General features: G+C 70.1%; 10 protein-coding genes. 1 reads left to right on the plus strand and 9 read right to left on the minus strand.

Features of this window, described 5'->3' with window-relative positions; genetic code table 11:
- Nucleotides 1-1,724, minus strand: a 1,724-nt coding sequence (gene secA, locus ACFE77_RS09200) for a preprotein translocase subunit SecA (RefSeq protein WP_375421338.1), incomplete at its 3' end; no start/stop codon positions are given.
- A gap of 96 nt (nucleotides 1,725-1,820) precedes the next feature.
- A complete protein-coding gene (locus ACFE77_RS09205; protein WP_375421339.1) occupies nucleotides 1,821-2,081 on the minus strand; it encodes a hypothetical protein in 261 nt (86 codons plus the stop codon).
- A gap of 125 nt (nucleotides 2,082-2,206) precedes the next feature.
- Between ACFE77_RS09205 and argJ the strand changes: the two genes are divergently transcribed.
- Entirely contained in the window at nucleotides 2,207-3,439 is a 1,233-nt protein-coding gene (argJ, locus tag ACFE77_RS09210) for a bifunctional glutamate N-acetyltransferase/amino-acid acetyltransferase ArgJ (protein ID WP_375421372.1), read from the plus strand.
- Between the two features lie 152 nt (nucleotides 3,440-3,591).
- On the opposite strand, the gene trxA is transcribed toward argJ, so the two are convergent.
- The 7 genes from trxA to ACFE77_RS09245 all read right to left on the minus strand — a co-directional run bounded on the left by trxA (nucleotide 3,592) and on the right by ACFE77_RS09245 (nucleotide 14,832).
- Nucleotides 3,592-3,915, minus strand: coding sequence for a thioredoxin TrxA (gene trxA, locus ACFE77_RS09215; protein ID WP_375421340.1), 324 nt, complete (start codon nucleotides 3,913-3,915; stop codon nucleotides 3,592-3,594).
- Between the two features lie 61 nt (nucleotides 3,916-3,976).
- Nucleotides 3,977-7,408: a double-strand break repair helicase AddA gene (gene addA / locus ACFE77_RS09220; RefSeq protein ID WP_375421341.1), complete on the minus strand. Its 3,432-nt coding sequence runs from the start codon at nucleotides 7,406-7,408 to the stop codon at nucleotides 3,977-3,979.
- Nucleotides 7,395-10,340, minus strand: coding sequence for a double-strand break repair protein AddB (gene addB, locus ACFE77_RS09225; RefSeq protein ID WP_375421342.1), 2,946 nt, complete (start codon nucleotides 10,338-10,340; stop codon nucleotides 7,395-7,397). Before addB ends, addA begins: the two co-directional genes overlap by 14 nt.
- Nucleotides 10,333-11,085 (minus strand): nucleotidyltransferase family protein, encoded by a 753-nt coding sequence (locus ACFE77_RS09230; RefSeq protein ID WP_375421343.1) that lies wholly within the window; start codon nucleotides 11,083-11,085, stop codon nucleotides 10,333-10,335. The genes addB and ACFE77_RS09230 overlap by 8 nt, the downstream gene beginning before the upstream one ends.
- Entirely contained in the window at nucleotides 11,082-12,047 is a 966-nt protein-coding gene (locus ACFE77_RS09235; RefSeq protein WP_375421373.1) for an aminoglycoside phosphotransferase family protein, read from the minus strand. Before ACFE77_RS09235 ends, ACFE77_RS09230 begins: the two co-directional genes overlap by 4 nt.
- Nucleotides 12,044-12,481 (minus strand): tRNA (adenosine(37)-N6)-threonylcarbamoyltransferase complex ATPase subunit type 1 TsaE, encoded by a 438-nt coding sequence (gene tsaE, locus ACFE77_RS09240; protein WP_375421374.1) that lies wholly within the window; start codon nucleotides 12,479-12,481, stop codon nucleotides 12,044-12,046. Before tsaE ends, ACFE77_RS09235 begins: the two co-directional genes overlap by 4 nt.
- A complete protein-coding gene (locus ACFE77_RS09245; RefSeq protein WP_375421344.1) occupies nucleotides 12,481-14,832 on the minus strand; it encodes a PAS-domain containing protein in 2,352 nt (783 codons plus the stop codon). Before ACFE77_RS09245 ends, tsaE begins: the two co-directional genes overlap by 1 nt.
- Nucleotides 14,833-14,836 lie beyond the last annotated feature (4 nt).

Here is a 14,836-nt window from a genome sequence, read left to right on the forward strand (position 1 = left end):
GGGTCGCCCTGACGAACCGAACGCCCGCGCAGCTGGTTGTCGATGCGCCGGGACTCGTGGCGCTCGGTGCCGAGCACGAACAGCCCGCCCGCGGCCAGCACCGCAGCCTTCTCGGCCTGGATCTCGGTGCGGATGGTCGCCGCGCGCGCGTCGTATTCGGGGGTGCCGGCGACCAGGTCGGGATGTTCGTCGAGCATCCGGAATTCGAGGTTACCGCCGAGCTGGATGTCGGTGCCGCGACCCGCCATGTTGGTCGCGATCGTCACCGCGGACTTGCGCCCCGCCTGTGCGACGATGTGCGCCTCCATCTCGTGATAGCGCGCGTTCAGCACCTTGTGATCGACCTTCTCCTCCTGGAGAAACTCGCTCAGCAGCTCGGACTTCTCGATCGATACGGTGCCGACCAACACCGGCTGGCCCTGTTCGGCGTGGAGGCGGATCTTCTTGGCGATCGCGCGGAACTTGTCCTGCGTGTCCTTGTAGAACTCGTCCTCCTCGTCGACGCGGCGGACCTCAACGTTGGTCGGGATCGTGACGACGTTCATCTTGTAGATGTCGTAGAACTCGGCCGCCTCGGTCGCCGCGGTGCCGGTCATGCCGCTGAGCTTGGGGTACATGCGGAAGTAATTCTGGAAGGTGATCGAGGCCATCGTCTGGTTCTCGGGCTCGATCTGGACGCCCTCCTTCGCCTCGACCGCCTGGTGGAGACCGTCCGACGAGCGCCGGCCGTCCATCATTCGTCCGGTGAACTCGTCGATGATGACGACCTTGTCGTCCTTCACAATGTAGTCGGTGTCGCGCTTGAACATCATGTTCGCGCGCAGCGCCTGGTTGAGGTGGTGGACGACCTGCGTGTTCTCGAAGTCGTACAGGTTATCGCCCTCGAGCAGCCCCGCGGTCTCTAGCATTCGCTCGACCTTCTCGGTGCCGTCCTCGGTCAGGATGATCGACTTCTGCTTCTCGTCCTTCTCGTAATCCGCCGCCGCCAGCCGCTTCACGACCGCATCGACCTGCATATACAGTTCGGACTTGTCGTCGGTCGGGCCGGAGATGATCAGCGGCGTTCGCGCCTCGTCGATCAGCACCGAATCGACCTCGTCGACGATCGCCATCGCGAACGGGCGCTGGACCATCGTCGTGCGCTCGTACTTCATGTTGTCGCGCAGGTAATCGAAGCCGAATTCGTTGTTGGTGCCGTAGGTGATGTCCGCGGCATAGGCCTCGCGGCGCTGCTCGTCGGTCAGGTTCGGGATGATCACACCGACGGTGAGCCCAAGGAACCGGTAGACCTGGCCCATCCAGTCGGCGTCGCGCGCGGCGAGGTAATCGTTGACGGTAATGACATGGACGCCGTCGCCAGGCAGCGCGTTGAGATAGGTCGCGAGCGTCGCGACCAGCGTCTTGCCCTCGCCGGTGCGCATCTCGGCGATCTCGCCGCGGTGGAGCACGATGCCGCCGACCATCTGCACGTCGTAATGACGCTGGCCGAGCGTACGGCTCGCCGCCTCACGGACCGTAGCGAACGCTTCGGGAAGCAGGTCGTCGATCTTGGTGCCGTTCGCCAACCGCTCGCGGAACACGACCGTCTGATTGGCGAGTTGTTCGTCGGACATCGCCTTCATCGCGGGTTCGAAGCCGGCGATCTTAGCGAGGATCGGGTTGAGCGATTTGACGTAGCGGTCGTTGGACGAACCGAACAGCGATTTGGCAAAGCCGCCGAGCATGGCAATTTCCTGAAGATGGAGGACGCGCGACCGGGCGCACGTTGAGACTATCGGGTCGAAATGGAACCGGCGCAGACCGCCGGCAGCGCCGCGCCGCTATTCGCGCCGGCGGCTCGCATAAAGTGGCGCGATCGCGGCTACCACGGGTGCGACGAGCGCCACCGCGACGACGCGAAGATCCACGCCGCTATCGGCCGGGCGTTCCGTCGCTTCCCGCGGCGCCTGCACAGCCGCCGCACGGATCGCTGTAGCCGCAGCCGCCGCATGCGCCGCGGTCGGCGCGCGCGCGGTCGACACCACCCCGGTCAGGGCGGACAACAGCGCGGAAAACAGCAGCAACAGGTTCAAGCGTGGCACCAAAGCGATCGGATCATACCGAGATAATGGCAGCAACGCGATAAATCCACGTAAATAGCGTGCGCCGCCGCCGCCGCGCGAGCCACGCCGGTTGCCGCGCGGCGGCGAGCATCTATACCGCCGCCATGCCCGACCATAGCCGCTCCCCGCTCGCCCCCGCCGCCTTTCCCGCACTTCCCGCAATCGGCGGCGTGTCCACCCGCGTCGCGCGCGCCCACTACAAGACCTGGGACCGCTGCGACCTCACCTTCGTCGAGGTCGCGCCGGGCGCCACGATAGCGGGCGTGCTGACGCAGAGCCGTTGCCCCTCGCCCGAGGTCGAATGGTGCCGCAAGGCGCTGACCCTCGGCACCGCGCGGGCGCTGGTCGTCAACGCCGGCAACTCCAACGCCTTCACCGGCTCGCGCGGCCGCGTCGCGGTGGAGGCGATCGCCGCGCGCACCGCGGCGCATCTCGCCTGCCAGCCGTCCGACGTGTTCGTCGCCTCGACCGGGGTGATCGGCGTCCCGCTGCCCGTCGACAAGGCCGAGGCCGGGCTCGACGCCGCCTTCGTCGCCGCGCCCTGCGACTGGCAGGCTGCCGCCGAGACGATCGGCACCACCGACACTTATCCCAAGGGCGCGACCACCAGCGCGGTGGTCGACGGGCGAACCGTGACGTTGGTGGGCATCATCAAGGGATCGGGCATGATCGCGCCCGACATGGCGACGATGCTCGGCTTCGTCTTCACCGATGCCGCCGCGGACGCGGCGTTCCTTCACGGCGCGCTGGTCGCCGCCAACGCGAAAAGTTTTTCGTGCATCACTGTCGACGGCGACACCTCGACCAGCGACACCGTGCTCGCCTTCGCCACCGGCGCCGCGGGCAACACGCCGCTGGTCGATCACGACAGCATCGGCGCCGACGCGTTCCGCGCCGCCCTGGCCGATCTCTGCCACCAGCTCGCGCAGCTGGTCGTCCGCGACGGGGAAGGCGCACAGAAGCTGATCGAGATCCAGGTCACCGGCGCCGAAAGCGACCGCAGTGCCCACCGCATCGCGATGAGCATCGCCAACTCACCACTGGTGAAGACCGCGATCGCGGGCGGCGACGCCAATTGGGGACGCGTGGTGATGGCGGTCGGCAAGGCCGGCGAACCCGCCGAGCGCGACACGTTATCGATCCGCTTCGGCGACACGCAAGTGGCGCGCGATGGCCTTGCGGTAGACGGCTATGACGAAGCACCCGTCGCGGCTCACCTGCGCGGCAGCGAGGTTGAGATCGGGGTCGATCTCGCGCTGGGCGACGGCGCGGCGACGGTATGGACCTGCGATCTCACCCACGGCTACATCGCGATCAACGCGGATTACCGGAGCTAGTTGATAGCTCTTGCTCCATTTCGAAACTCACCCCGGCGAAGACCGGGGCCCAGTTGGGAAACGGCGATAACGAAGCGATGCGCTCCGTTACACAAACCTCCGCAACTGGGCCCCGGCCTTCGCCGGGGTGGTGCCTACTCCGAGGGGAATCCTCAGACCAACTCACCCTCGAGCCAAGCCTTCAACCGCCCCTTCGGCTCCGCACCGACCTTGGTCGCCGCCGGAACGCCGCCCTTGAACAGGATCATCGTCGGAATCCCACGAACGCCATAGCGGCCCGGCGCATCCGGGTTCTCGTCGATGTTGAGCTTGGTGATCGTCACCTGCTCGCCGAGCTCCTCGGAAATCTCCTCCAAGCTCGGCCCGATCATTTTGCACGGGCCGCACCATTCCGCCCAGAAATCGACCAGCACAGGGCCGTCCGCGTTCAGTACGTCGGCCTGGAAGCTCGCATCGGTGATTGCCTTGGTCGCCATCGGTAATTCTCCTTCTCTCACCATTTAGGATGGCGTCGCAGCCGGCTCAACGGCCGGGACGCTAGCTTTGCTCCGTGGCGGCAAAGCCCGGCTTGTACCGGTCGAGCAGTTCGTCGCCCAGCATGAACAATGCGGGCCCAGCGGTGTAGAGCAACCCGCCCTCCACCCCCCGATCGGGGAAGATGATCCGCAGCGCCGCGACATAGGCCGCTATCTGGCGCAGGTGATAGGTCGGGATCTCGTCGATCGAGGCCGGCGCGCGCCGCCCGGTCTTGAAATCGACGATTCGCACGCGATCGGCCGCGATCATCAGGCGGTCGACCGTCCCCGACACCACGAGCCCGTCCGCAAGTGTCGCCGCGATAGGCGCCTCCGCCAGCGAGTCGGCACCGAACAGGTCGGCAAAGCGAGGATCGTCGACGATCGCGAGCACGTCGCCAACGATTCGCTCGCGGGCGCCGGCACCCTCGACACCGCCAGCATGCCGCAGCCAGCGATCGCCCGCCGCAGCGCGGTCGGCCGGCGCGACCGGTGGCAGCCGTTCGAACAACGCGTGGAGCAACCGCCCACGCTCCGCCGCCGCCAGCATCTCGGGCCCGGGCGGCGGATCGCTCACCTGATCCTCGCCGAGCGCCGAGGGTGCGAGCGGCCGCGACGGTCGCGCTTCCGCAGGTGCCGGCACGCGCGACCACGAAGGCAGCGGGTAAGCCTCCGTGGGCGCGACCGGCGGCGTGTGCGCTCGCCCAGCCGGCACGTCGGACCTGTCCCTGACATAACGGCGTACACCTGGCGCCGCGTCCACTTCGAGCGCGTCGAACGCCGCCGATGCCACCGCGTACCAACTGGCGGGCGGCGGCACCCCCTTGCTGCGCGTGCCGAGCGCACCCGCGATCACCAGCCGCTCCTCCGCGCGGGTCGCGGCCACGTAGAACAGCCGCCAATGCTCGGCCAATTCCCGCGCCTCTATCTCGCCGATCGCCGCGTCCAGCGGCCCGCCCCGCTCCGCCGCGCGCGGGCGGAACACCGGGATCGGCGCCGTCGCGCCCTCCGGCGTCCAGCGCACCAGCGACCGCGGCGCCGCGGTCGGATCGACCGTCGCGTCCGCCAGGATCACGAGCGGCGCCTGCAAGCCCTTCGCGCCGTGCGCGGTCATCACCCGTACCGCGTCGAGCGGCGCCGACGGATCGCGGACGATCTCCACGTCGCCCCGATCGAACCAGTCGAGGAAGCGCTGCAGCGACGGCGTCGACCCCGTCTCGAACGCCAGCGCGGCGCCGAGCAGTTCCTCGATCGGATCGCGCGCCTCCGCTCCCAGCCGCCGCAACAGCTTGCGCCGTCCATCGAGCGGCCCCGACAGCATGTCCTCCAGGAACCGGTACGGCGTCACGAAATCCGCGCGCGCCAGGATCGTGCGCAGCGGCGCCAGTCGCTCGGGCGGCTGCGTGCGGATGAGGTGCCGCCACAGGCTGCCGGTCTCCCGCGGCGCCGCCGCCATCAGCTCGTCCTGCGTCCATTCCATAAGCGGCGATACCAGCAACGCCGCGAGCGACAGATCGTCGTCGGGTTGCAATACGAAGCGGATCGCGGCGAGCAGATCCTGCACCGCCAGCGGCGCGTTGAGCCGCAACCGATCGACGCCGGCGACCGGCACGCCCTCCGCATAAAGCCGAGCGACCAGCAACGAGGCGAGATCGCCGCGGCGCTTGACCAGGATCATGATGTCCTCGGGCCGCAGCGCGCGCCCCTTGCTGCCGAGCATCGTGCCCGCGTCGAGCCAGCCCTTCACCGCACGCGCGATCGCGCTCGCCTGCGCCCGCACCGCGTCGTCGATCCAGCTCTCCTCGTCTTCGTCGCTGCCGCCCGCCACCACCGGTGGCCACAGCTCGACGAGGCCCGGCCCCGGGACTTCGCTGGCGTGGCGATCGATCTCGCCGACCACGCCAAGCCCCGGCTCGCCCACCGCGTCGATCGCGGCATCGACGAAGTCGAGGATCGGCCCCGTCGACCGGAAGCTGTGCGTCAGCGACAGTCGCGCCAGCGGGAGCCCGCGTTCGGTGTCGGGCCAGTCCTCGTCCCCCGCGACCTCGTCCGCGCGCCGCTCGAAATGCACCCCCGCGGCCGCGAAATTGACCGGATCGGTGCCCTGGAAGCCGAAGATCGCCTGCTTGAAGTCGCCGACCGTGAACAGCGTCCGGGTCGACGGCGCATAGATGCCGCGCCCGACGAAGAACTCGTCCGCCAGCGCGCGGACGATCCGCCACTGCTGGGCATTGGTGTCCTGCGCCTCGTCGATCAGGACATGCTCGGTCGCCTGGTCGAGCTTGTAGCGCACCCATTCGCCGATCCCCGGCTGGTCGAGCAGCGCCACCGTGGTCGCGATCAGGTCGTCGAAATCGACCCCGCCGACGCGGCGCTTGGCGGCGGCATAGGCGCGCGCATAATCGCGCCCGACGATCAGCGCGTCCGCGAGCAGATCGGCATAAGCTGCGCGGATGCCGAGCGACAGCAGGTCGCCGCACGCCCCGTGCAGGTCCGCGGCAAGCTCCGCATAGTCGGGATGCTGCGGTGCCTGGCCCTTGCCGAACGACCGCGGATCGCCGTCGGCGCGCGACCACACGCCGTGCAGGTCGCCGAGCGATTCGGCGCGCTGCTCCGCCGAAGCGCCAAGCCACGCCTCGACCGCCGCCGCGCGCGTCAGCCCCACCTTCGTGCCCCAGTTGCGGTTATGCTCGGCAACCGCCCGGATCGCCGCCTCGTCGATCGCCTCGCACCCCTCTGCGATCGCCGCGGCGATGTCGCCCTGCGGCAGATCGAGCGCGCGGCGCAGCCAAGGCCCGATACCCGACGGCAGTGCCTCCAGCGCCGGCAGCGACCGCGCGCAGGCGAACAGGAACGACTCCGCCCCGCCCTCGCCCATCCGCCGGCTCAGCGCCCCGATCGTATCGATCGGCGCGGTCCGCCCTTCGCGCTTGGCGTCAGACAGCATCGCCGCCAGCGTCTCGCGCGCCAGCACCGCCTCCTCGCGCGCCTCCAGCGGCCGGAACCCGGGCGTCAGCCCAGCCTCGACCGGGAATGCCGCGAGCAACCCCTGACAGAAGCCGTGGATCGTCTGGATCCGCAGCCCACCCCCCGCCGCATCCAGCACGCTCGCGAACAGCGTCCGCGCACGCTGCTGCATAACTGGCGTCGCACGCTCGCCGAGCGCATCGAGATCGGTGGCGAGTTGCGCCGGTGGCATTCGCACCCACGCGGCGAGCCGATCGTTGATCCGCTGCGCCATCTCCGCTGCGCCGGCCTTGGTAAAGGTCAGGCACAGGATCGCCGCGGGATCGACCCCGCGCAGCAGCAGCCGGAACACTCGTGCCGCCAGCACCTGGGTCTTGCCCGTGCCTGCCGACGCCGACAGCCAGACATGCGCATGCGGGTCACTCGCCGCGGCTTGCGCGCCCTTCAGCCGAGGCAGCGCGCGGATCTTGCCGTCACTCACGGCCATACCATTCGTCGCGGCGCATCAATTGGTCGTACTCGGCATAGGGCGCATATTCGGGTACCAGCTTGGCGGTGAAGGCGTCGTCCCCGGTAAGCCACCGCCCCGCCGCCTCGGCCAGATTGGCGACCGCGATCGTCGTGAAGTCGCTCGTCACGATCCGGTCCTTCTTGCCCTCGGCGTCGACCGGCGTCGCGACATAGCCGAACCCGTCGCGGTTGCGCCCGAGCGACCAATATTCGAACGCCCCTACCTTGCCCGCCAATCCCTCGAACCCACCACGCTCCGCGATCGCCCCGAGCAACCCGAGCTGGAGGCTGTACCCCGCTCGCACCGCGGTGGCGGAGGGAGGCTTGCCGCTCTTGTAGTCGACGATCGCCAGCGCCCCGTCCGGCAGCCGGTCGACGCGGTCGTAACGCCCCGACAGCGTGATGCCCGCGACCGCGATCTCGCCTCGACCTTCGGCGCTCGCGACGACCCGGCCGCGCGCCGCCTCGGTCGCGACCTGCTGCGCGATCCAGTCGATCGCTTCCATCAGCCGCGGTCCCCACAGCGCCCGCATCATCGGGTGCGCCGCGACATCGTCGAGCATCGCCAGCGCGCGGGGCCGCAGCGCGTCGATTGCGCACCGATCCTCCTTCCACCAACATTCGAGGATGTCGTGCACCGCGGTGCCGCGCCACGCCGCGCTGGCATCCGCATCGACCGGATCGAGCGGCATCAGCCCCAGCACCCGCCGCGCATAGAAGGCATAGGGGTCCGCCTTCAGCCGGTCGATCTCGGTTACCGAGATCCTGGTCGGGCGCAGGATAGCCGGTGGCGAGGGCGCAGGCCGATCGGCAGGCGCATGCTCCCCCGGATCGTCGAGCGAACGCGCCCAATGCTGGTATGCGGTCGCGCGCACAAAGCGGTCGCCCGCCATCGCCTGGAGCCGCAGCCACAGCCGCGACGCCAGCGCGGGGGACGCCGCATCGCGCCGCGCCCGAGTCACCAGCGCGGTCGGGTTGCCCAGCGCCTGCCCGAAATCATGTGCGGCGAGCCCGATCGATCGCTCCAGTCCGGGCAGCCCCAACTCGGCCCTGATCCGCGGCGCCAGCCACGGATCGGGCGCGGGCCTGCCGGGCCAGACGCCTTCGTTGAGCCCGCCGAGGATCATCAGATCGGCGGATTGCAGCCGTGCCTCGATCAGTCCGTAGATCGCGAGTCGCGGATGCCCGCCTTGCTGCGCTCGCACCGCCACCTCGTCGAGCAGACCGCGCAGCAGCGGCGCGAGCCCATCCGGATCGACCGTCGCCGGCCCCAGCGACGCATGGCGTTCGAGTTCATCGAGGAAGGTCGCCGCCGCCCGGCCCGCCGCACCTGCCCACAGTTCGTCCCCGCACAGCGCCTGCGCCGTCTCGCGAGCCACCGCGAGCAACGACTCCAGCGGCTGCGCACCCGCATCGAACGCCCGCTCCATCGGCGCGAGCAGCGCGCGCGCCTCGGGCCACCAGTCGCCCCGCTGCTGGGTATCGATCCCGACCAGCCCCGCCGCCGGCCGGGGTCCCCGCAGCGCCCGATCGAGCGCGCGAACGCCGTCGAGCCACGCCAGCCGCGCGTCGCCGCTGCGCACCAGCGGGTGCTTCAGCAACGCCAGCAACGCCAGCGGCGCGAACCGCTGCGCCGCCGCCTCGACCAGCGCAAGCAGCAGCGTCCCCGGTGCCGACAGCGACAACGGCGACCCCGCGCTGTCGTCGATCGCGATCCCCCAGCGCGCGCAATGCGCCGCCACCCGCCGCGCCAGCGCGCGATCCGGCGTCACCAGCGCCGCGGTGCGGCCGGGTTCCTCCAGCGCCTCCCGCAGCGCGAGCGCGATCGCCTGCGCCTCCTCCGCCGCGGTCGCCATCTCCACCGCGCTCACCCCGGAAAGCCGGCGGTCCTCCGCCTTCATGTCGGTCCATTTAGCGGTGAAGAGTGGCGGCGCCAGCGCGTTGGCGATCGCCCGTCCCCGTGCCGCACCCGCATCGGGGCCCTCGCCGCCCCCGCGCCAGGTCGTCACCTCCTCGCGCCCCGCGCTCATCCGTTCGAGCAGCAGTTTCAGGTGGAATTGCGGATGGGTCTCGATCGATCGCCGGACGCTCCCCGTCACCGGGTCCGGCGCATGCGGGCCGAGCGCGTCCCACTCCTCCTGCGGAAACGCCAGGTCGAGCCCCGCGAACACCGTCATTCCGTTCGGCAGTTCCGCCACGCACCGCAACAGCCGCGCCACCGCGGGCGCCGGGTCGGTGACGCCCGCCGCACACACGAAGCTCGCGGGCGGCGTCACCCGCCATTGCTCGACGAGCCGGTCGAGCAGCATGCCCCGCCGCGTCGCCGCATCGATCCGCCCGATCTGCGCCAGCTCCCCCGGCCAGCGATCGAGCACCACCGAGAAGGTCGACAGCGCGCGTTGCCAATGCTCGGTCAGTTCGGGGCCGAGGTCGATCTCGGCGAGCCGTTCGGGTGCGACCTCCTCGACCAGCAACTGATCGAGCGTCCGGCACAGTTCGCCCGCCAGCCGCACCGCCTCGGCGGCATCAATCGGGGTGCCGCCACGCCGCCGCTCCTCGCCGACCAGCCGCGCCAGGATCATCCGCCTTTCCATCGGCGCGACCGCAGGCGCAGGCGGTTCCTCGGCATCTGCAGGCTCCAGCGCGGCGCCGACCGCCTCGCCCAGGTCGGGACTGCCGAGAGCCACCAGCCGCGGCAGCAGCAACCCGCCGCCGCTCGCGCGAACGAACGCATCGGTCACCGCACGCACCGCACGATTGTTCGGCAGCAGCACCAGCCCGCGCGCGAGCGCCAGCGGATCGCTGCCGGCACGCCGCATCAGCCCCGCGACCAGTGCGTCCGCAAAGCCGCGATGCGCAGGGATGGTGAAGAGCCGGAGCCGCCCCCCGCCCTCCCGTGGCTCAGCCATAAGCGAGCATCGCCTCGGTCCGCGGGATCGCCGCGGGGGTCCCTACGTCGAACCACAGACCCTGATGAACCTGCGCATAGGCACGCCCCGCGGCGATCGCGCGCGACCAGAACAGGTTGAGCGAGAACGGTCCCTCCGGACTGTCCTCGATGATCCGCGGGTGCAGGATCTGGATCCCGGTATAGACGAACGGCGCCACCCGCCCCGGCTTCCGGCGGCCGGTGATCCGCCCGTCGGCGGCGACCACGAAGTCGCCAAGGCCGGTATGGTTATGCGCCCTCGCCAGCGGCACGACAAGCAGCAGCACGTCCATCGCCGCATCGTCCCAGCGCGACGCCAGCAGCTTGATCGCGTCGATCGGCCCATCCAGCCACAGATTGTCGCTGTTCACCACCAGCACCGGCGCGTCGCCGATCAGGTCGCGCGCCTGCACCAGCCCGCCCCCGGTCTCCATCAATCGCGCGCGCTCGTCGGAGATGACCAATTCGACGCCTCCCCGCTGCGCGAGATGCGCCTCCAGCGTGTCGGCAAGATAATGGACGTTGACCACCGCCCGGCGGATACCCGCCGCGACCAGCCGATCGAACACGTGGTCGATCAACGGCTTTCCCGCGACCGACACCAACGGCTTGGGGCGGGTGGCGGTGAGCGGGCGCATCCGCTTGCCGAGTCCCGCCGCCATCACCATCGCGGTCTCCGGCACCGCCACGTCGAGCCGCGGCCGGATCGCGAGCTGGCGGGTCATCGCGCTAGCGCCAGTGGGTCGCCGCGCAGCTCGGGCGGTATGTTGGCATCGAACCAGCGTGCCACCGGCGCCAGCACCGGCTGCGCGAGATCGCGCTCGAGATAACCCCATACACGCGGGCAAAGCGTCGGGTAGCGCGGCTTGCCGTCGCGCCGCCACAGCCGCGTGAAGATGCCGATGATCTTCGCGTTCCGCTGTGCGCCGAGCACATGATACGCGGCCATGAATTCGTCGCCTGCTCCCGTCGCGGCCCGATAGCGCGCGATCATCGCCTGCTCGGTTTCGGGCGCGACATCGCGGCGCGCGTCCTGCAACAGCGACACCAGGTCATAGGCCGGATGACCGACCAGCGCGTCCTGGAAGTCGAGCAGCCCGAGCGACCCGGCCTCACCCACCAGCATCAGATTCTCGGCATGATAATCGCGCAGCACCGTCACCGGCCGCTTCGCCGCCGCTTCGCCCAGCACCGCGTCCCACGCTGCGACATAGCCCGCGCGATCGACGTCGATCCCCAGCGCCGGGCAATACCAGTCGATCAGCAATGCCGCCTCGCGCTGCAAGGTGTCGCGGTCGTAAGGCGCAAACGGTCCGGCAGGCGCCCCCGCCAACGCCACGAGCACATCGATCGCCGCGCCGTACAGCCGGTCGATCGCCGCCGCGTCTTCGTCGACCGCCTCGCGCATCCGCGCGTCGCCGAAATCCTCCAGCAGGACCAACCCAGCCTCTGCGTCCGCTGCGTGGATCGCGGGCGCCGCAAAGCCATGCGCGCTCAGCCATGCCGCGACACTTAGGAAAGGCCGCGGATCCTCGTGCGGCGGCGGCGCGTCCATCAGGATCGCGTCACGCCCTTGCGACTTCACCCGGAAATAGCGGCGGAACGATGCATCCCCCGACAGCGGCACGATCTCGCCTCCCCAGCCATGCGCGTCGAGAAAGGCGCCGGCACCGGCGGGGGGGATCATGTCGGCCATCGCGCGCTCCAAGCCGCCGGCACCGCGGCTGTCAAGGCGCGTGCGCCGTCCGGTTCGATCGCCAGCCTCAGCGCCAGCGCATCCGGCCACCAGCCCGGCGCACGCTCGGGCCATTCGATCACCAGCACCGAATCGCCCCGCGCCTCGTCGAGCCCGAATTCCTCGATCTCGGCGGCATCCTCGATCCGGTAGAGATCGACATGCAGCACCGGCAACCGCACCTCGGGCGGCGCATAGGGCTGGACGAACGCGAAGCTTGGCGACGGCGCCTCGCCCGCCAGCCCGAGCGCCGCGAGCAACCCACGCGCGATGCTGGTCTTGCCCGCACCCAGATCGCCGCGCAGCGTGATCACGTCGCCCACGCGCAACAGCGGCGCCAGCGACGCGCCGAACGCCTCGGTCGCCTGCGGATCGGCGAGACGGATCACCGCCGCGGCAGCTCGATCGTCACCAGCGTGCCCGCGCCCGGTTCCGACACCAGGTCGATCGTACCGCCATGCGCCTCGACGAACTGACGCGCGAGCGGCAGGCCCAGCCCGAGCGCGCGTTCGCCGGTGCGCGTCGCCGGTTCCGCGAACCGATCGAACGCAGCGGCGACCGCAGCCTGGTCCATCCCGGGCCCGTCGTCCGACACCACGATCCGCGCGGCTGTGGCGTTGCCGTCGGCGTGGAGCAGGATCCGCCCGCCCTCCGGCGTCGCCGACATCGCGTGGCGCAGCAGATGCTCTATGGTCTCGCGTAGGCGTCGCCGATCGCCGCTGATCCGCCCGGTCGACCGCGCGATCTCGACCGCGAAATCGAGATGCCGGCGCTTGGCGGTCGGCATGATCGTGTCCGCCGCCTCGCGCGCGATCACCGCCAGGTCGAGATCCTCGCGCTCCAGCTCGTCCGATGCCTCGTCGCCGCGCGTCAGGTCGAGCACATCGTCGACTAGCAGCCCCAGCCGCTCGACCGATTCGAGGATCGCCTCGACATAGACATCGGCTTCCTTCGGCAGCTTGCCCGCATAGCCGCCGTGCAGCATCTCCGCGAAGCCGCTGATCGAGGTAAGCGGCGTCCGCAACTCGTAGCTCATATTGGCGACGAACGCGGTCTTGACCTTGTCCGCCGCTTCCAGCGCATCGGCGCGGTCGCGCAGCGCCTGTTCCGCGCGCCGACTGTCGGTGATGTCGAGCATCGTGAACAGCGCGTTGCCATCGGGCAGCGGCACCGCGGCGAATTCGAAATAGCGCCCGTCCGCGAACGCCACCCGGCCACCGCGCTGCTGCCGCTCGATCGTCGCCGACCGCACCAGTTCGGGTATAAGCACCGACCGGTTCGGGGTCGCCAGCTTGTCCTTCGCCGCGTCGGCAAAGGCATCCACGCGGGGATGGGACGCGAGGAACTCCTCCTCGAATCCCCACACCGCGCGCATGCGGTTGTTCCACAATTGCAGCCGCCCGTCCGCGGCGAACACGCCGAGCGCCTCGAACAGATTGTCGAACGTTGCGGTGCGCACCCGCAGCAGCGTGTCGCGTGCGCTCGCCAGCTGCACCTGCTCGGTACGATCCTCGAAGATCAACAGCAGTCCGCCATCGGGCAGCGGCTGCGCGACGACGCGCAGATGGGTGCCGCCGCGCAGATGCCAATTCTCCTCGACCGCCTCATCGGTCAGCACGAACCAGTCGCGCCGCTCCGCCTTCCACGCCGGGAAATCGCGCACGTCGGGCAAACGGTCGGCCTCGCGCATCCGTTCGATCACCCGATCGAATTCGGGCCGATCCGCGAGCCATTCGGCGCGCATCGCGAACATCCGCCGGAACGGCTGGTTGCAGAACACCAGTCCACGATCGAGCCCGAACTGCGCGACGCCAGCCGACAGCTGATCGAGCATCGCGCGCTGCGCATCCGCGAACCGCTTCTGCCGTGCGCGGCTCTGTTCGAGATCCTCGATATCGACCGCGAACCCCGCGATCCCCCCGGTCGGCAGCGGCACGTCATGGACCTGGAGCGACCGTCGCTCGCCATCGATCGTCGCCGGCAGGATCTGCGCGTGCGGCCGCCCCTGCTCGCGCGCCGCCGCCGCCCCCGCGAGCGGCCCGCCGCGACCCGATCCCTCGACCAGTTCCAGCCCACGCGACACCACGTCCGACGCGCTCGCCCCTTCGACGGCGCGGACATAGGCGGAATTGACCATCGCCAGCTTAAGGTCGGGACCACGATACCACATCGGCAGCGGTGCCGCCTCGATCAGCCCGGTCAGCGCCTCGAACGCCGCGGACAACCGCGCCGATTCGGTCGACAGCCGCGCGATCTCCGCCTCGCTCTCGGTAGCATCGAACGCCCAGATGACGACCGCGCCGGTCGCGCCGAGATCGCCCGGCGCGCGGCTGCCATGCATGGTGATCGACCGGTTCGACCCGACCGGCGTCACCGCGCGCACGAACCCGCGCCCAGCGCGCTGCGCCGCGCCGACATCCGCGGCAACGAGCGCGGCATCGTCACTCGACAGCCCGTGCCCCTCGGCACTCAGATCGGCCAAAAACCGCGGGGACGCCGGCAAGCCCAACCAGTCGGCCATTCGCGCCGGCATCTCGATTCGCCCGTCGGCGCGCACCAGCATCGCCAAGGCGGGCGCGCTCTGCCGAACCGCGTCCAGGTCTCGGTGCGCCGCCACCACCCGCGCCGCCTCAGCCCGCGCCAGCAAGCCCAGGAACAACAGATACCCCGCGACCCCGAGCACCGCGAACACGATCCCGCCGATGATCAGCGCGGCACCAACGCCGAGGGTGATCATCGGA

Origin of the sequence: uncultured Sphingomonas sp., from assembly GCF_964243315.1 — a bacterium.
GTDB lineage: Bacteria > Pseudomonadota > Alphaproteobacteria > Sphingomonadales > Sphingomonadaceae > Sphingomonas.